This window comes from Aureitalea sp. L0-47, assembly GCF_026126405.1.
Taxonomy (GTDB): Bacteria; Bacteroidota; Bacteroidia; order Flavobacteriales; family Flavobacteriaceae; genus Pukyongia.
On sequence record NZ_JAFMTQ010000001.1, the window covers coordinates 41,691 to 58,178 of the forward strand.

At 41.9% G+C, this 16,488-nt stretch carries 19 protein-coding genes and 1 tRNA gene; 11 read left to right on the plus strand and 9 right to left on the minus strand.

What is annotated here, in order from left to right; all coding sequences use genetic code 11:
* Nucleotides 1-2 precede the first annotated feature (2 nt).
* The 5 genes from J1N09_RS00180 to J1N09_RS00200 all read left to right on the plus strand — a co-directional run bounded on the left by J1N09_RS00180 (nt 3) and on the right by J1N09_RS00200 (nt 3,951).
* Entirely contained in the window at nt 3-1,148 is a 1,146-nt protein-coding gene (locus tag J1N09_RS00180; RefSeq protein WP_265197360.1) for an efflux RND transporter periplasmic adaptor subunit, read from the plus strand.
* A gap of 71 nt (nt 1,149-1,219) precedes the next feature.
* Nucleotides 1,220-1,876 (plus strand): metal-dependent transcriptional regulator, encoded by a 657-nt coding sequence (locus J1N09_RS00185; protein ID WP_265197361.1) that lies wholly within the window; start codon nt 1,220-1,222, stop codon nt 1,874-1,876.
* A complete protein-coding gene (locus tag J1N09_RS00190; protein WP_265197362.1) occupies nt 1,860-2,651 on the plus strand; it encodes a transporter in 792 nt (263 codons plus the stop codon). Before J1N09_RS00185 ends, J1N09_RS00190 begins: the two co-directional genes overlap by 17 nt.
* Nucleotides 2,652-2,662: 11 nt before the next feature.
* A complete protein-coding gene (locus tag J1N09_RS00195; protein WP_265197363.1) occupies nt 2,663-3,493 on the plus strand; it encodes a ZIP family metal transporter in 831 nt (276 codons plus the stop codon).
* Nucleotides 3,494-3,534: 41 nt separating this feature from the next.
* On the plus strand, nt 3,535-3,951 hold the full coding sequence (locus J1N09_RS00200) for a hypothetical protein (protein ID WP_265197364.1): 417 nt from the start codon (nt 3,535-3,537) through the stop codon (nt 3,949-3,951).
* On the opposite strand, the gene J1N09_RS00205 is transcribed toward J1N09_RS00200, so the two are convergent.
* From J1N09_RS00205 to J1N09_RS00220, 4 genes are all read right to left on the minus strand, one after another.
* Nucleotides 3,948-4,106 (minus strand): hypothetical protein, encoded by a 159-nt coding sequence (locus tag J1N09_RS00205; RefSeq protein WP_265197365.1) that lies wholly within the window; start codon nt 4,104-4,106, stop codon nt 3,948-3,950. The two genes, J1N09_RS00200 and J1N09_RS00205, sit on opposite strands and share 4 nt — an antisense overlap.
* 9 nt (nt 4,107-4,115) lie before the next feature.
* Nucleotides 4,116-6,215, minus strand: a complete 2,100-nt coding sequence (gene feoB, locus J1N09_RS00210) for a ferrous iron transport protein B (RefSeq protein ID WP_265197366.1) — start codon at nt 6,213-6,215, stop codon at nt 4,116-4,118.
* A 3-nt stretch (nt 6,216-6,218) separates the two neighbouring features.
* Nucleotides 6,219-6,443, minus strand: a complete 225-nt coding sequence (locus J1N09_RS00215; RefSeq protein WP_265197367.1) for a FeoA family protein — start codon at nt 6,441-6,443, stop codon at nt 6,219-6,221.
* A 77-nt stretch (nt 6,444-6,520) separates the two neighbouring features.
* Complete coding sequence (locus J1N09_RS00220) at nt 6,521-7,183, minus strand: SCO family protein (RefSeq protein WP_265197368.1); 663 nt, start codon at nt 7,181-7,183, stop codon at nt 6,521-6,523.
* A 139-nt stretch (nt 7,184-7,322) separates the two neighbouring features.
* On the opposite strand from J1N09_RS00220, the gene rseP reads away from it, so the two are divergent.
* The 3 genes from rseP (at nt 7,323) to J1N09_RS00235 (ending at nt 9,189) form a co-directional block, all read left to right on the plus strand.
* Nucleotides 7,323-8,642: an RIP metalloprotease RseP gene (rseP, locus tag J1N09_RS00225; protein WP_265197369.1), complete on the plus strand. Its 1,320-nt coding sequence runs from the start codon at nt 7,323-7,325 to the stop codon at nt 8,640-8,642.
* 71 nt (nt 8,643-8,713) lie between these two features.
* Nucleotides 8,714-8,787 (plus strand) — tRNA-Asn (locus J1N09_RS00230).
* A gap of 114 nt (nt 8,788-8,901) precedes the next feature.
* On the plus strand, nt 8,902-9,189 hold the full coding sequence (locus J1N09_RS00235) for a GIY-YIG nuclease family protein (RefSeq protein ID WP_265197370.1): 288 nt from the start codon (nt 8,902-8,904) through the stop codon (nt 9,187-9,189).
* A 140-nt stretch (nt 9,190-9,329) separates the two neighbouring features.
* On the opposite strand, the gene J1N09_RS00240 is transcribed toward J1N09_RS00235, so the two are convergent.
* A complete protein-coding gene (locus tag J1N09_RS00240; protein ID WP_265197371.1) occupies nt 9,330-10,580 on the minus strand; it encodes a sensor histidine kinase in 1,251 nt (416 codons plus the stop codon).
* Nucleotides 10,571-11,257, minus strand: a complete 687-nt coding sequence (locus tag J1N09_RS00245; protein WP_265197372.1) for a response regulator transcription factor — start codon at nt 11,255-11,257, stop codon at nt 10,571-10,573. Before J1N09_RS00245 ends, J1N09_RS00240 begins: the two co-directional genes overlap by 10 nt.
* A 223-nt stretch (nt 11,258-11,480) precedes the next feature.
* On the opposite strand from J1N09_RS00245, the gene J1N09_RS00250 reads away from it, so the two are divergent.
* From J1N09_RS00250 to J1N09_RS00260, 3 genes are read left to right on the plus strand one after another with little or no spacing between them, the layout of a single operon-like run.
* On the plus strand, nt 11,481-12,311 hold the full coding sequence (locus J1N09_RS00250; RefSeq protein WP_265197373.1) for a universal stress protein: 831 nt from the start codon (nt 11,481-11,483) through the stop codon (nt 12,309-12,311).
* A gap of 13 nt (nt 12,312-12,324) precedes the next feature.
* On the plus strand, nt 12,325-13,134 hold the full coding sequence (locus J1N09_RS00255) for a universal stress protein (RefSeq protein WP_265197374.1): 810 nt from the start codon (nt 12,325-12,327) through the stop codon (nt 13,132-13,134).
* Nucleotides 13,135-13,173: 39 nt separating this feature from the next.
* Nucleotides 13,174-13,575 (plus strand): amino acid permease, encoded by a 402-nt coding sequence (locus tag J1N09_RS00260; protein ID WP_265197375.1) that lies wholly within the window; start codon nt 13,174-13,176, stop codon nt 13,573-13,575.
* Here J1N09_RS00260 and J1N09_RS00265 read toward each other — a convergent pair.
* From J1N09_RS00265 to J1N09_RS00275, 3 genes are read right to left on the minus strand one after another with little or no spacing between them, the layout of a single operon-like run.
* Nucleotides 13,547-14,014, minus strand: coding sequence for a hypothetical protein (locus tag J1N09_RS00265; protein ID WP_265197376.1), 468 nt, complete (start codon nt 14,012-14,014; stop codon nt 13,547-13,549). The genes J1N09_RS00260 and J1N09_RS00265 overlap by 29 nt on opposite strands.
* 37 nt (nt 14,015-14,051) lie before the next feature.
* Nucleotides 14,052-15,866, minus strand: coding sequence for a V-type ATP synthase subunit I (locus J1N09_RS00270; RefSeq protein ID WP_265197377.1), 1,815 nt, complete (start codon nt 15,864-15,866; stop codon nt 14,052-14,054).
* An 8-nt stretch (nt 15,867-15,874) separates the two neighbouring features.
* Nucleotides 15,875-16,486 carry a V-type ATP synthase subunit D gene (locus J1N09_RS00275; protein WP_265197378.1) on the minus strand — a complete coding sequence of 204 codons (612 nt, stop codon included), beginning with the start codon at nt 16,484-16,486 and terminating at the stop codon, nt 15,875-15,877.
* Between the last annotated feature and the right edge of the window lie 2 nt (nt 16,487-16,488).

A 16,488-nucleotide genomic window follows, 5' to 3' on the forward strand; every position in this document is an offset into this window, starting at 1 on the left:
CTATGCTACCAAGAATAATAATATCTATCCTGGTTTTATCACTATTTGTTGCTTGCGGAAAGAACAAGGAACAGCAATCCCCGGATGAAACGAATTCAAATGAAGGAGACGCTTTTTCAGAAATCCGGGTAACATCCACTCAATTCCAAACAGGACAGATGGAACTTGGAAGTCCGAAAGAAATGGATTTCCCTAGATATATTCGCACCTCGGGAATTATCGATGCCCCTCCCGCCAATAAGGCCGTTATTAGCGCTCTGGGTGGGGGTCATATCAAAGAGATCCTATTGCTCGTTGGAGATAAGGTAAAGAAAGGCCAGAGACTTCTAACCATTGAGAATCCGGAGTATATCCGATTGCAGCAGGAATTTCTGGATGCGTCGGAACAACTGTCATTCCTTGAAAATGAGTATGAGCGACAGAAGACCCTGTACGATGAAAGAATCACTTCCCAGAAGAACTATCTGAAAGCGGAAGCCGATTACAAAAGAAACCTGGCAGTATACAATACCCTTGATAAGCAGCTGAGAATGCTAAACATTGATCCTGTTGGGGTAATGAATGGCCGCATCGTGTCCAGTGTGGGCATATACGCACCAATATCCGGCACTGTTACTAAAATTTCAGCAAACAAAGGTTCCTATGTTACTCCTACCGATGAGATCATGAGGTTGGTGAATAGTGATCATGTGCATTTGGAGCTGGAGGTGTTTGAAAGAGATGCCATGGATGTAAAGGAAGGGCAGCACATAGAATTCTACTTTCCGGAACGTTCCACAGAAAGCTATTCAGGAGAAGTACATTTAGTAGGGGCACAAATAGATGAAGTTAAAAGGACGACCAAGGTTCATGGGCATTTTGAAAAATCGGATAGTTTGAATTTCTCTGTTGGGATGTTCATTGAAGCTGCAATTAAAACGGGTGAGATCAAAAGACTGAGCCTTCCTGAAACCGCTATAATCACAAAGGAGGACAACACCTACGTACTGAAAGTAATTGAGCAAAACAGTCAAGAATACAGTTTTGAGTTGGTAGCTGTTGTGGTGATTGAAACCTCTAACGGTCACTCGGCCATTCAGCCTACGGACCGCCTGAAACCTACAGATAAGTGCCTCGTTAAAGGCGGATATGGCCTGACAGTCGATTAGTTGAACACAATATTTAGGGTTGTCTAAAAAAACATAATAGATAAATCCAAAAATATATTTACTTTTGCCCCATGTATTCGTTGGCAGAAGAAAATTATTTGAAGGCTATCTACCACCTTGAACAGCAAACCAAGGGGGAGGTAAGCACCAACGCTATCGCAGAGCGTATGAGCACTAAACCGTCTTCGGTGACGGATATGATTCGCAAATTGGCGGATAAAAAACTACTTTCCTATAAACGGTATAAAGGAGCATTACTTACTTCGGATGGGCGTAAGACCGCAGCCAATGTGATTAGAAAACACAGGTTGTGGGAAGTGTTTCTAGTGGAAAAACTGAATTTTCATTGGGATGAGGTGCATGAGATCGCAGAGCAATTGGAGCATATCAAGTCTGAAGAACTCATCTCCAGGCTGGACAAGTTTCTTGGTAGTCCTGATTTCGATCCGCACGGCGATCCAATTCCTGACAAGCATGGAAATGTAAAGCGTACCGAGAAGAAACTACTTTCAGAACTCAATAAAAAACAACGCGGCGTGTGTGTGGGGGTTAAGGAGTCCAGTAGCGATTTCCTACAATACCTGGATAAGAAGAAGATCACGATCGGGACCAAGGTCACGGTTCTGGGTAAGGAATTCTTCGACGGATCCATGGTGATACAGGTAGGACGCGACCAATTCTTTATTTCAAAAAAAATTGCAGAGAATCTATATGTACAAACAAATTAAATCAGTATCAGTTGCTCTGTTGATTTCAGCCGTGGCGATTGCCCAGGAAAATAGTGATGTGAAAGAGCCTATGGTTACCGATCGACCGGATGTTACTGAGGCGTCCAGCACGGTTCTTAAGGGGGCGCTTCAAATAGAAACAGGAGCGTTTTACACCTCTTCGGAAGAGAATGGGGTAAAGCAGGAAGTTCTTGGTTATAATACCACTTTGTTGCGGTACGGGATCCTGAAGAATTTTGAGCTGCGGTTAGGTTGGAATTTCGAAGAAGGGCGCACTACGGTAAATGGAATGGAGCTGATGGATATTAGCAGTGGCTTTTCACCGCTACTGGCGGGAATGAAAGTTCAAGTGACCGAGGAAAAAGGACTCATGCCGGAAGTGGCCTTAGTTGGACATATTTATTTGCCATTTACAGCAGGTTCGGACTACCGTCCTGAAACTACGGGTGCAGATTTCAGGATCGCAGCTTCTCATACAATTAGTGAAAAATCCGGAATTGGGTACAACCTGGGAGCGGCCTGGCGAAATGATTCTCCTGAAGCTAACTTCCTTTATTCTGTATCGTACGGTTACAGCGTTTCCGAAAAGATTGGTCTCTACGCCGAAGTATATGGTGATTTCCCGGAAAACAGCAGGGCGAATCATTTTTGGGATGCGGGTATAACCTACCGGCTTTCCAACGACCTGCAACTGGACGCTACGGTTGGCACAGGGATCAATGAAGGACAGGATATACTCATTAGCGGGGGTGTTAGTTACAGAATATTAAATTAAACTAAAGAATTATGTTAGATCAATTAGTTGAATTTGCGAAACAGAATCCAATTTTAGCCGCTTTTTATGCTTCTGTGTTCACCTGGGGACTTACTGCCTTAGGCGCAGGATTGGTGTTTTTCTTTAGAAAAGCCAGCCGCGCTTTACTTGATGCGATGTTGGGTTTTACAGGAGGTGTAATGGTGGCGGCAAGCTTCTGGAGCTTATTAGCTCCTGCCATTGATAACAGCGAAGGCGAGGGATTCATAAAAGTAATCCCTGCAGCAACGGGCTTCCTCCTGGGAGCATTAACCCTTTTCGGACTTGACAAATTGTTACCTCACCTGCACATTAATTTTAGAAAGTCGGAAGCTGAAGGAGTAAAAACCAACTGGCATCGAACCACGCTACTGGTTTTGGCAATTACCTTGCATAATATTCCGGAAGGGTTAGCCGTAGGGGTATTGTTTGGAGCAGCAGCCACAATGGTTGGTGTTGAACAAACAGAAATGATTATTGCTGCCATTTCACTGGCCATTGGTATTGGTATTCAGAACTTTCCAGAGGGCTTTGCGGTTTCCATGCCGCTTAGACGTGAAGGTGTTTCCAGATTCAAGAGTTTCTGGTACGGACAACTTTCTGCTGTTGTGGAACCGGTAGCGGCAGTTTTAGGAGCAGTTGCGGTAAGTATATTCGACCCGATTCTTCCTTATGCATTAGCCTTTGCGGCCGGAGCCATGATATTCGTCGTGGTTGAGGAGGTAATCCCTGAAACACAAAGAGACAAGTACACAGATCTTGCCACCATGGGATTTATTGGAGGTTTTATTGTGATGATGTCGCTTGATGTTGGACTTGGATAGTTTGGCACGGATTTCTCGTTATCTTTATTAAAATGTTTGACATGAGATCAATATGTGCTTTGGTTTTCTTCGGAATAGTTTTCTCGGTATATCCCCAGGAGGAAAAGGTAGATCCCCCTCAGATCGCTATAAAGATCCAATTGGGAGAAACTATTACACTCGACGGAACCCAGATTACATTTTCTGAAGTGCTGGAAGATTCCAGGTGCCCGCGTGAAGTTCAATGTGTTTGGGCTGGTAGCGCAAGGGTTAAAATAACTATCGCTCTGGACAGAGAGAATGCAAGTTCACGAGAATTGATATTTGGAGCGATAAGACAGGGAGAGACCAGCAATAATTTGGTTGCTGAGACGGATGATTTTCACTACGAAGCTATCGGGATTAGTCCCTATCCCCAGGTCCCCGGGGAGGAACTGGATTATTCTTTATTGGTTAAGAAGGTGAAGAAGGAAAACTAGTGGCAAGCACAATCTTTGTTGCCACATTTGGTACGTCCGCCATCAACAGTAGTAACGGTCCTCTTGCGCGACTCGAAGATCGGGTCCCAGACGAATTTCTTCAGAAGAAATCCAACAGCCAGAGAAAATGTTATTAGTACCAGTACAGTTTGCATAGTTCAAAGTTAACTTAAAAATTGATATGCGCCAAGAGCTACTACATAGGCAATGGCACTCATCACTACCAGTTGCCACATAGGCCATTTCCAGCTATTAGTTTCTTTTTTAACCACGGCCAGCGTACTCATACACTGCATAGCGAAGGCATAAAACAAGAGAAGTGACACACCACTCGCGAAGTTAAATCGAGGTGTGCCTAATACTGGATTCACTTCGGCGGCCATTCTGTTCTTAATAGTTTCTTCTTCTTCACTTCCCACGCTATAAATGGTAGCAAGGGTTCCAACGAACACCTCTCGAGCTGCAAAGGAACTCACAATGGCAATCCCTATTTTCCAGTCGTAGCCCAAAGGCTCCACGGCGGGTTCAATACCTTTTCCAAGAATTCCGATATATGATTTCTCCAATTTGAAAGCAGCAATCCTGGTTTCCAATTCTTCTTTGGAAAGGTTTTCGGCACGGGATTGTTGAGCAACGATCTCTTCCGCATTGTTGAAATCGCCCGGGCCGTAGGATGCCAAAACCCAAAGGATGATCGATATAGCCAAAATGATCTTTCCTGCTCCTACTACGAATGATTTCGTCTTCTCAACCACGGTAATCCCCACATTTTTAAACATAGGAACCTTATAATTGGGCATTTCAACCACAAAAAAGGTTTTGGAACGGATCTTCAGTACTTTATTGAGCAACCAGGCAGAAAATACAGCTGATGCGAAACCTAAGATATAGAGAAACATAAGGGTAAGTCCCTGCAGACTAAAGATGCCCATCACCCTCTCCTCGGGAATTATGAGGGCGATTATAATGAGATAGACCGGCAACCTGGCGGCACAGGTAGTGAAGGGCGTTACCAGGATAGTGATAAGGCGTTCCTTCCAACTTTCAATATTTCGTGTTGCCATGATCGCAGGAATGGCACAGGCAGTTCCTGAGACGAGGGGAACCACACTTTTTCCGCTCAGGCCAAATCTTCGCATGACTCGGTCCATCAGAAAGACCACTCGGCTCATATAGCCGGACTCCTCCAGTATGGATATGAAGAGAAAGAGGAATGCGATCTGCGGAATAAAGATCACGATCCCGCCTAAACCGGGGACAATACCTTCGGCGATCAGGCTGGTAAAATCACCCGGCGGCAATGTTTTTTTCATCCACTCACTAAGTGAAGCAAAGGTGCTGTCGATAAAGTCCATAGGATAGCTACTCCAATCGAAGATCGCCTGGAAAATCAAAAGAAGTATTCCGAAGAAGATCACATATCCCCAAATGTGGTGGGTAAGCACCCTGTCTAACCGGCTCCTGAGGTCTTTAGCCTTTTTGCTGTCCACAAATAGTGATTCCTTGAGCACCTCGTTAATGAACTTGTACCTGGCAATGGTTTCTTTTTGCTGAAGTCGTTTCAGGGTGCTTTCGGATTCAGTCTTGAAAGAGGCCATTCCTTTGTACTCCTGCCTGTCCAGTTTACCGAAGTTTACATCCTGTGTTATAACCAACCATAGTTTATACAGGTGCTGATCGGGAAAGGCTGTCCGTAGCCTGTCGAAATATTCAGTGGAGATAGAGGAAGCGTTTAAGCAGGGTTTTAGGGAGAGAGTGTTGTAATTGAAAATTAATTCTTTCAGGTAGTCGAATCCTTCATTCTTCCGCGCACTTACCAGGGCGATCTTTGTTTCCAGTTGCTGCTCCAGTTTTTCAACATCCAGCGAAATAGCTTTTCGCTTCATGCGGTCGGCCATATTGATCACCAGGATGGTAGGAATCCCAAGATCTTTTATTTGAGTAAAGAGCAGTAGGTTCCTTTTCAGGTTTTCTATTTCTGCCACTACCACCGCAACATCGGGAAAATCCTTGTCGTTTTTGTTCAGAAGGAGTTCGATCACTACGCTCTCATCCAGAGATGAAGCATTGAGGCTATAGGTGCCCGGGAGATCCAGGACGTGTGCTTTTAAAGTGCGATCCAGCTTGCAGACCCCTTCTTTCTTTTCAACGGTGATGCCCGGGTAGTTACCCACTTTTTGGTTAAGGCCGGTAAGTCGGTTGAAGACTGAAGTCTTTCCGGTATTTGGATTACCAATGAGGGCTACGTTGATTTGCCGGGCCATGAATTACTTCAGTTGAATTTCGATCTTCTCTGCGGTTTCCTTCCGAATGGCCAGGTGGCTGCCGTTTATGTTCAGGTACAATGGATCGTTGAAAGGCGCTTGTTGAACTAGTTCAACTTCATTGCCGGGAAGACAACCCATTTCGAGGAGTTTTAAAGGAACCGATTCTAGAGGAAAGCTCTTTATTATAGCGTTCTGTCCCTTTTGAAGATCGGCAATGGTGAGCATACGTGCTATTTAGATTGATTATAAACAATGCAAATGTACACTAAATTGGGCAGCAAAAAAAGTGATACGAAGGGGAATTATTCACTCTTCAGTACTTTGATATCTTCAAGTAATTTCGAAATATCTTCAGGATTTGTACCGTCGTAAAAACCACGGATTCTTCTTTTCTTATCTACCAGGACAAAATTCTCTGTATGTATAAGGTCGTATTCACTGTAGGGAACATCTTTGGCCGCGAGATAGGATTTACGAGCCAGTTCATAGATCTCCTTTTTATCTCCGGTTACCAGATTCCATTTGGAGTCGTCCACACCTTTTTCGACCGCGTATTTTTTTAGCTGGGCCACACTGTCAATTTCGGGAGTCACACTATGGGAGAGCAGCAGTACTTCCTGGTCATCCTTTAGTTGTTTTTGAATTTCAACCATGTGGTCGGTCATGATAGGGCAAATCGTCTGACAGGTGGTGAAGAAGAAGTCGGCCACATAAATTTTTTGCTTATAATCTTCCTGAGTGATAATTTCCCCATTCTGATTCGTAAGGCTGAAATCGGCTATGGTATGGTATTTCCGAATATGCTGAACTGTGCTGTCAACCAGTTCGGACGTGACGTCATCCGGCTGATAGATCGGGAGTACTTTCTTGGGGTCAAGTGCCTGGTACATGATTGTGATGATGATAGCAGAAAGCACGAGCAGGACAATTCCGAAGAACTTGTATTTGGCAAAAAATTTCAACATAGCAGAGCAAAATTACAACCGTACAATATAATGTCCATGCCGTAACAGTTAAATATTTTGTAAGACTGGCAGCTCGTTTTGTTTTTATTTTCATAAGAAGCGCTAAAAAGGTTACTTTTGTGCTCAATTTTATTGCTATATGAGTCCATTTGCAGTTAAGGCTATTCAGCTAATTTTAAGCTTATCCATATTGATCGTGCTTCACGAACTGGGTCACTTTATCCCCGCCAAGTTATTTAAGACCCGGGTTGAGAAGTTCTTTCTCTTCTTTGATGTGAAGTTTGCCCTGGTCAAAAAGAAGATCGGGGATACGGTATATGGAATTGGATGGCTTCCGCTAGGAGGTTATGTGAAAATTTCCGGGATGATCGATGAGAGTATGGATAAAGAGCAGATGGCCCAGCCACCTCAGCCCTGGGAATTCCGATCCAAACCAGCTTGGCAGCGTTTGATAATCATGCTTGGGGGAGTTACAGTGAATATTATTGTCGGGATGCTCATCTACGTGGGTATTATGTATTTCCACGGTGAGTATATCACCACCAATGAAGATATGCCTAACGGATATGCCGTAGATGAATCATTCGAAGCATATGGTTTTCAGGATGGGGATAAGATTCTTCGTGTGAATGGAAAAGAATTCAGAGATGTATCTGATATTAACAAAGAACTTCTGCTGAGAGATGTTACAGCCGTTGAGGTAAGGCATTCGGACGGGAATGTCGAAACAATCAATTTACCAGAGGATATTGGTTCAGTAATGTTTGAATCGGATGTAATAGAACCATTTATCCCTTTGCTACAGCCTGTTATGGATACGGTGATCCCGGATTACCCGGCTTTTTCGGCAGGATTTAAGAACGGGGATAGGATAGTTAGTGTTAATGGTACACCAATAGAGTATTACCATGATTTCCGAGCTGAAGTAAAAAAGCGAAAGGATTCCGTGAACACTATTGTGGTATCTCGAGGAGGAGAGAACGTATCTATCGATGTTACACCTAATGAGAATGGACAGATAGGTGTGGATTATGATCGATCTCTAATAAGTAGAACTCATGTCACCTATGGTCTTGGTGCTAGTTTCTCGAGAGGAATTGGTTACGGATACGACATACTTCGCGATTATGTGAAGCAGTTCAAATATGTATTTACAGCTAAAGGGGCCACACAGATCGGTGGTTTTGGAGCCATAGGAAATCTATTTCCACCTACCTGGAGTTGGGTAGCATTCTGGCATACAACAGCTTTGATCTCTATTATTCTGGCCTTTATGAATGTGTTGCCAATTCCGGCTCTGGACGGGGGTCATGTTGCATTTTTATTGTATGAAATGGTCACGGGTCGTAAACCTGGAGATAAATTCCTGGAGTATGCGCAGATGATCGGATTCTTCCTGCTTATTGCGCTGGTTCTGTTTGCGAATGGTAATGATATCTATCGCTGGCTGTTCCAGTAAAAAAAGTAATATTTCTTTTTTGCAGCACTTAAAAAAAAATTATATTTGCGTCCGCTTTAAGCGATAACCATTCCTCCATAGCTCAGTTGGTTAGAGCACCTGACTGTTAATCAGGGTGTCGCTGGTTCGAGTCCAGCTGGAGGAGCGATAAAGTAGAGCAGAGCTCACTTTATCGCGGTGAAGTGAATGAAATTCTACTTTACTGCGATTTTCGGATTTAAAACCCATGCTATAACGGCATGGGTTTTTTGCGTTTGTTATGGTGTTACCTTACTGTGTTTATGTATTGCAAAGTGAAAGAGATCTGTTATTGTATCATGGTTATACAACAAATTTAGAGAAGAGATTAATTGACCATAACATTGGACGTACGATCAGCACTGCAAAGAGGAGACCCTTGAGATTGGTTTATTGTGAGTTCTTTTCCAACAAAAAGGATGCAATTCGCAGAGAAAAATATTTTAAAACTACTACTGGGAAAAGAATGCTTAAATTATTGCTTAAGGAAACACTTAAGTCTATAAATTATCCCAGGCGAGGGTTATAATTTCCAAACTAAGCGACTACAGGCCTCTTACGAAAGTGAGGGCTTTTTTCATGGAAAAACTCTATAGACCGGAGTAAATAGGAATTTTAAAAATAGCGACTTATTGAAAAGCCAATCAATAAGGATGAAATTTCTCATACTTAGGCTTTAAATCTCAATGAAAATGTATGAATTTCTTCTTTGGATTCATAGTTCAAGGTGAACTCATAGATTTCGCATATCTTTTGATTGATAGCCAGACCAAGTCCTAATGAGTCTTTAGATGAACTTCCCTTTTGAAATCTATCAAATAGCTTATCCGGTTTTACCTCTGAAACATCACCACAATTGGTTATCTCAAATGTGTCAGTACTGAGCCTTATTTTAATCCATCCTCCTTCTTTATTATGCTGAATGGCATTATTGATGAGATTTGTAAAAAGGATGTCGGCAAGAATATGGTCACATTCAATGGTCATGGGTTGGAGCTCCGTGGATATGTCAAGATTCTTAAAATTGATGATCTCCTCCATATTGTTTAGGATGTTCTCAACAAGGGTACTTACGTCTACTCGATCCAATCGTTTGAATTCCTGATTCTCGATTCTCGAGATTAGGGTTAGGGCTTTTCCTATTTTAGACAGCTTATTAGTTTCCTGGTAGATCGACTCAACCTGACGAAGTTCATTTTTATTTAAGTTTTTGCTTTCTAATAAATGGACTACTTTGTTTCGAATAATGGCCAAAGGGGTCTGAATTTCATGTGAGATATTCTCATTGAATTCCTTGAGATTTTGAAAATCCTTCCTTACTTGTTCCATAAGGGTTATGATAACTTGATTTATTTCTTCAAATTCACGAATTCCTGAAGAATTCAGCTGTGTGGATTCCATTTTCGAGAAATCATATTGCTTGAGCATAGATAGATTTTTGAAGAATGGATGCCACGTCGATCTGTAAATTTCCTGATGGATTAGATAGAGCCCTATAACCAGTAAAAGCAATATCGCGAAAGTTGCAATGAAAAAAAACCAAATCAGCTCTTCGATCTCCGGCAACATATGTCTCAATGTTATTTTAACGGGCTTTTGGTCAATTGAAGAGCTAAATGAATATAATCTATAAGGAATATTTTTGTCTGTATAAGCCTCGAAAAACAAAGTGTCTTTAAATTTTGGGTTCAATTCAAATCCTTTATCAATTGGGGTCACCTCGTGAAGATAGTTGGATATAGGTAGATCCCCGTCTTTTGCCAGGTGATATTGAATACGCTCTTCTTCATGTAAAAGCGTCTCTTCCACTTCACTGTTGAACAGATACTGAATGAGAAAGTAATCTGCGCCTATCATGATGGGCATAAGGAAGGCAAGAAAAATGAGGTAACTTGTATTTGTTTTGCGAATTAGGTCCATTCTTGGTCGGTAAATTTATATCCAACACTGTAGATAGATTGAATATAGTTTTTGCCTCCCAATTCGCCAATTTTCTTGCGCAGGTTGGCCAGGTGGGTGTAAATGAATTTATAAGAATCTGCCATTTCGATATGGTCACCCCATAAGTGTTCCGCAATGGCTTCTTTTGTTAAAAGACGATGCTTGTTAACAACGAAGAAATGAATGATGTCAAACTCTTTTTTAGTAAGGTTCATAGGTTTGTCGTTAATAAAAATCTCATAGCTGTCAGGCTTTATCTTGATTTCATTAAAGTAGATCTCCCGACTACCCTGGTAGGCTTTTCTTCGGTATAGCGCTTTGATCCGGGCATTGAGTTCCGCCAGGTAAAATGGCTTTGTCAAATAATCATCTGCTCCGATTTCCAAACCATGAATTTTATCTCCAACCGAATTCTTGGCCGAAATAATTATAATCCCTATATCGATGTTTTCCTTTTTCACCTCTCTGATTATGTCCAGGCCATTGCCGTCAGGTAAAGTGATATCTACCACAAGTATGTCGTAAGGGAAGAAACCGATTTTTCCCATGGCCGATTTGTATGTGGGTGCGATTTCGCAGATGTTTCCTTCCTCCTCCAGAAAACTTTTAATATCCTGCAGTAGTTCAAGATTGTCTTCAATTACAAGTACTTTCATGACTGCTCACATTTAGAGTTTATTCTGAAAGGAACTAAATTGGTAATAGGAACAATAGTTTCAGCAAATGAAACAAGATTCGTGTTGCAAGCAAATTTAAAAATATAAATTGGCAATCACCCTAATAGTTATTGGTATTAAGGCAATAAAATCTTAAACTTTCCTAAAGGTTTTTATCTTAAATTATAATGTTAAAAGCGTTCTATTATAGATTTCTATTGCGATGAAAAAAATTCTAATTCCTACAGATTTTTCAAAAAACGCTGAAAATGCAGCAGTCTATGCCCTTAATCTTTTTAAAAGCGAAGAATGCGAATTTCATCTGTTGAACACCTTTTTGCCTTCTGCTCAATATGATGAACACTATCCCTGGCATGATGAACTGGAGGATTCAACCCCCCAAAAATCGAAAAAAGGACTGGCAGCTCTATCAGATAAGCTTGCTAAAAAATATAAATCAGACAAACATATTTTTTTCGAACATTCAGCAATGAATACTATGATAGGGGAAATCAAGAAGACGATTAGAAAGGATAGTATCGACCTGGTAGTTATGGGCACCCATGGTGCTACCGGAGCCAAGAACAAGTTTTTTGGGTCGAATACCACGCAGGCCATAAGAAAATTAAATACACCCTTACTGGCAATTCCGTCTGAGTTTACATATAAGCCACCGAAAGAAGTCTTATTCCCAACAGACTACGAGATTGCCTACTCTGATAAACAGTTGGCAGAGCTGTTGCATATTTCCAAATGTCATAAGTCACGTATTAGGGTATTGCATATTTCACCTCAATTAGAACTTTCAGAAGACCAGAATAGTAACAAATCGACATTGGATGGTGTCTTGTCGGACATCGACCATGATTTCCAGCTTGTACACGGAGAAAACGTACGTGACACAATAAATGAATATCAGTTAGGGAGTACAATAGATTTTCTAGTGATGATCAAAAACAAACACACCTTCCTGGAACGCCTTTTTAGTAAATCGGAAATCAAGCAAATAGGGCTTCATATTAAGGTTCCGTTTTTAGTAACTCCTTGGAATTGAATAAAGTAATATCATGAAAAAGATTCTCGTACCTACCGATTTTTCACCAGTTGCCGACAATGCCTTGGAATATGCCATTGAATTGGCCGGATGGTTAGAGAGCAACATTTATCTATGCCACATGTATTCGTTTGACAAGGTTACATATAACCTCGAATATCCGAAGGATCAACAGCCTTATGCTAAGGAGTTAGAGCGCAGAATGAAAAGAACGAAACTCAAATATTCCAAAAGAATTGAAGAGAAAGGGTTATGGATTCGCACCTTCGTAGAGGAGGATACGATCTTGTCCCTGTTCAGCAGAAAAGTGGATGAGTTTGGGATAGATATGATAGTTTTGGGCAGTACCGGATCAACGGGCATTTCAAAGATATTTTTTGGCAGTACTGCGGCTACTGCGTTGCAAAATGCCAAAGTACCGGTGCTGGTTGTACCTCCCGGACACTCATTCCACAGGCTTAAGAATATCGTTCTCTCAATCGACCATAATTTATTAGTGCCCAATGTGTTATCAGCCCTAACTGAACTGGCCAAAAGGTTTAATGCCAAAGTGAGCTTACTCAACGTCATAGAGCATGAGAAAGACCATGTAGGCTGGAAGCTCGGAGCACTGCTTGAAGGTGTGGAAACGAATTTTCACGAAGTACGAATTTCAAAAAGCATCAATGAAACCATTAACCAATTCATTGAAAAGGAGCATTGCGATCTTCTTTGTATGATCCGAAGAAAACGGAGCTTCATTAGAAGCGTCTTCAGAAAAAGTGTCACAAAAGCCCAGGTATTCAGCAATAAGGTGCCACTGCTGGTGCTACCTGAATTGTAGACCTGTAAACATAGCAGAAGAACAATCAAATAGGATACTGTGAAGCTTAAAAAGGAATTAGGTCTATTCGATGTATTTGCCATAAGCACCGGGGCAATGTTCAGTTCGGCCTTTTTCTTACTACCGGGAGTAGCTGCTCAATATACCGGCCCATCAGTAATATTGGCCTATTTTCTTGCAGCCATATTAATATTACCTTCAATGTTTAGTGTCGCCGAGATTTCGACTGCCTTACCGCGATCCGGAGGAGCTTATTTCTTTCTCGATCGCAGCCTTGGACCAATGATGGGAACTATAGGTGGCATAGGTACGTATATCGCCCTGTTATTAAAAACAGCTTTCGCACTTGTGGGGATAGGTGCATATGGGGCCATTGTCTGGGACATCCCTATAAAGGAGACAGCAGTTACAATTACCCCGTTGGTAATCCGGTCATTGTGAATATCATAACAAAGAGTGCCACAGTCTCCACGATACCGATGATCATAATGTATTTTGCCGTATCACTTGCGCCCGAAGCAATGGCGTCGCAGGCACGAGCCCCGGCTTTGCCCTGGAATATGGCAGACCCTGCCATTGCGGCACCTGCGCCAAGTCCAATGATAGTTTGCCAAATGTAAGTATCGGGAGATAGGTTAGCATCTGCAATGGCGTTCTTTAGGATCATTCCATAGATGACCTGGGAGAGCGGTGCACCCACAAAAATAAGCATAGCCATAGCTGTCTTTTGGCCACTGAGAATCATTTTCTTCCAGGCACCAACAGCAGCCATTCCAGCAATCCCGGTTCCTATAGCGGATCCTATTGATGCTATACTGAGAGATAAACCCATATCACCAAGGCCTGATACTTGTGTTGTTAAAAATATGATATCTACCATAATCTTGTTTTTAAATTATATACTTCGGAATCAATAATTATTTATTCGATTTAAAACTATTACCGGGGGAATTCAATTTAAAAGGTTTAAAGGCTTCTCCGGAAAACTGGACGCCCAGATGTCCTGCAAACTCCAACATATTGAGTCTTATACCATGAACCATAACCGCCATTAGAGCCAGAACGATATTCAGCCCATGCCCTAAAAGTAATGCAAATGCCATCACAACTAGTTTTAAGATGCCAATTCCTTCCGTTTCTTCAGGGATGATCATATTGTTAAAACTCGCAGCGACCGCAGCTGTAGCCATCCCCACAGCGAAAAGTCGAACATACGAAACGATATCCGAGAATCCACTGATTAGACTAAGCGGTAAGTTTGCCAGGGAAACACCAACACTTTTCAAAAAGTTTTTACTTTCTGCGGAGAAGAGTGCTACGAATGATGCTCCAACTACAAAAAGCCAATTACCCCAGGAGGGCATGGGGTTTCCTAACACAAGTTGTTCAGACACGAAGAACAATCCCCATACCAATGCAATCCAGCCTATCTCACTTAAGAATCTGATGGAGTTGATGAATCGGAACACTCGAATTCCATGAGCAATGGTGAGGTGAATGGTTCCGATTAAAAATGATAGATGCATCATAAATGAAATATTGTCCACTCCAAAACTAGCAATTTCAGGAATTATCAGGTCGTTCAATACCGGGATTGCCGCAATCTTTTCAGAACCAAAATAAGTACCGCTGAAGACGCCCCAAACGATAGTTGCTCCACTCAGCACTAAGATCAATACCCTCAGCTGCGGACTCAACTTTTTACGCAGGAAAAATGTTAACAGAAGAAATATAAATCCGTAGCCGGCATCTCCAACGAGCATAGCAAAGAACAGTGCGAAAGCAATTAAAAAATATATTGATACATCCACTTCCTTGTAGCCAGGTACTATGTCAATGAACTTCATTACCGGGTTGATGATGCTGATCCATTTGGGATTCTTTATATAAACGGGAACGTCCTCGGGCTTCTCCGGTTCCGAGATGTGATAACCCCAATTATTGGCTTCGGCAGCGGCAATAAAATCCTTAACATTGATTGTGGGAAGGTACCCCTTCAGATACTTGAGCCTGCCATCGATATCACCCATGCCCTGCAGGGTCTGCTGCGCACGCAATTGTTCAGACAATTGATCCTTATATAATTCGAGCATGCTTATATTTCCTGTCCGATCTTCCATAAACTTTTCAACCCTCAGGAGTTGCCTTTCCTTTCTTCCAATTTGGTAGCAAAGATTTTCGAAGGACAGTTCAGGTAAAGCTTCTTCTTGATGTTCCAGCTTTTCTGATTCATTCCTGCCAACTAATACCAATGGAACCTTACCGTTTTGTTCCGGCATGGTCATGGTGAAATATTTTTGATTTGCGGATTTAGCCATCGTTTTATCCAATAGGTACAAACGGAGGAAGATGCCTTTTTCCTTCAGATAGACGATCTCTTTACTATCAACTTCAATGCCCCAGGTTTGGTACCATTCGCGTTGCTTGTATAAGTCCTCAAGTTTTTCCTGGCATATCTGCTTGATTTCTTCAGCCCGTAACACTCTGTCAACGATCTGTTTTGGATCTCTGGAGATGTATTTTTTGCCATCCCTGTCATCTGTTTTCTTTTTCGGGTGGTCTTTTAGAATTTTGATAACATGTTCTGCTCGCTCAAGGATGAGCTTACGTCTTTCTGCAGTTCCATTGTCTGAGCCATTGACTTCCCGGATTTCAATCGCACCCAGTTCACCTAACTGAAGGATGGTATCATCCACATTACGAGCGGAGGCGAATAATAGTATTTCTTTCATCCTTACGATCATGCCGTTGCCTTATTTTCTTCTTTCTTCTTTTTTACCAATTTAGCGCACCCGATGGCCAATCGCTCTACGTCTCCTAGATAAATTTCAATTTTTCGAATGTTTTCCATGGTTTCCGGAATGAATACCTCCTGAAGTGCATTCTTCATTCTTCGGGCCTCCGCCCATTCTTCCGAGAGTAATTCGAGATTTCTACGTTCTATTTGCAAGATGGAAAAATTCATTTTTTGGTCACGAACTACTTCAGATGCAGCATCGACCCACAACGGAGTGTTGAAAAGGTCGATTTCCGTATCTTCAAACTCAATATCTTCAAACACGACAACAGTCACACCTGCTATTTCCCTTTTTCGTGTGATTATCCTATCAATTGAAACAAGTTCATTCAGACCTGCGATATCTTCAGCCATGACAGCGATCCAATTTTTAACCTCCTCATTCGTAGCAATCATTGATTCTTCTATACGATTAATATTGTTTTCTACGATCCGGACCTCCTCTTTTAGCTGCTGTTCTTTCATTTCGAATACTGGAAGGGCAGTGTTGTATTCAGCGAGTTCCTTCTTAAGGCTAGCCAGGGTATTCTTATTCATAAGGATCTTATCGGCCATGA

What these genes read in the sequence shown, in the direction of transcription:
- J1N09_RS00180 (WP_265197360.1), top strand. Translation starts at nt 3, where the DNA reads ATGCTACCAAGAATAATAATATCTATCCTGGTTTTATCACTATTTGTT.
- J1N09_RS00185 (WP_265197361.1), top strand. Translation starts at nt 1,220, where the DNA reads ATGTATTCGTTGGCAGAAGAAAATTATTTGAAGGCTATCTACCACCTT.
- J1N09_RS00190 (WP_265197362.1), top strand. Translation starts at nt 1,860, where the DNA reads ATGTACAAACAAATTAAATCAGTATCAGTTGCTCTGTTGATTTCAGCC.
- J1N09_RS00195 (WP_265197363.1), top strand. Translation starts at nt 2,663, where the DNA reads ATGTTAGATCAATTAGTTGAATTTGCGAAACAGAATCCAATTTTAGCC.
- J1N09_RS00200 (WP_265197364.1), top strand. Translation starts at nt 3,535, where the DNA reads ATGAGATCAATATGTGCTTTGGTTTTCTTCGGAATAGTTTTCTCGGTA.
- J1N09_RS00205 (WP_265197365.1), bottom strand. Translation starts at nt 4,106, where the DNA reads ATGCAAACTGTACTGGTACTAATAACATTTTCTCTGGCTGTTGGATTT.
- feoB (WP_265197366.1), bottom strand. Translation starts at nt 6,215, where the DNA reads ATGGCCCGGCAAATCAACGTAGCCCTCATTGGTAATCCAAATACCGGA.
- J1N09_RS00215 (WP_265197367.1), bottom strand. Translation starts at nt 6,443, where the DNA reads ATGCTCACCATTGCCGATCTTCAAAAGGGACAGAACGCTATAATAAAG.
- J1N09_RS00220 (WP_265197368.1), bottom strand. Translation starts at nt 7,183, where the DNA reads ATGTTGAAATTTTTTGCCAAATACAAGTTCTTCGGAATTGTCCTGCTC.
- rseP (WP_265197369.1), top strand. Translation starts at nt 7,323, where the DNA reads ATGAGTCCATTTGCAGTTAAGGCTATTCAGCTAATTTTAAGCTTATCC.
- J1N09_RS00235 (WP_265197370.1), top strand. Translation starts at nt 8,902, where the DNA reads ATGGTGTTACCTTACTGTGTTTATGTATTGCAAAGTGAAAGAGATCTG.
- J1N09_RS00240 (WP_265197371.1), bottom strand. Translation starts at nt 10,580, where the DNA reads ATGGACCTAATTCGCAAAACAAATACAAGTTACCTCATTTTTCTTGCC.
- J1N09_RS00245 (WP_265197372.1), bottom strand. Translation starts at nt 11,257, where the DNA reads ATGAAAGTACTTGTAATTGAAGACAATCTTGAACTACTGCAGGATATT.
- J1N09_RS00250 (WP_265197373.1), top strand. Translation starts at nt 11,481, where the DNA reads ATGAAAAAAATTCTAATTCCTACAGATTTTTCAAAAAACGCTGAAAAT.
- J1N09_RS00255 (WP_265197374.1), top strand. Translation starts at nt 12,325, where the DNA reads ATGAAAAAGATTCTCGTACCTACCGATTTTTCACCAGTTGCCGACAAT.
- J1N09_RS00265 (WP_265197376.1), bottom strand. Translation starts at nt 14,014, where the DNA reads ATGGTAGATATCATATTTTTAACAACACAAGTATCAGGCCTTGGTGAT.
- J1N09_RS00270 (WP_265197377.1), bottom strand. Translation starts at nt 15,866, where the DNA reads ATGAAAGAAATACTATTATTCGCCTCCGCTCGTAATGTGGATGATACC.
- J1N09_RS00275 (WP_265197378.1), bottom strand. Translation starts at nt 16,486, where the DNA reads ATGGCCGATAAGATCCTTATGAATAAGAATACCCTGGCTAGCCTTAAG.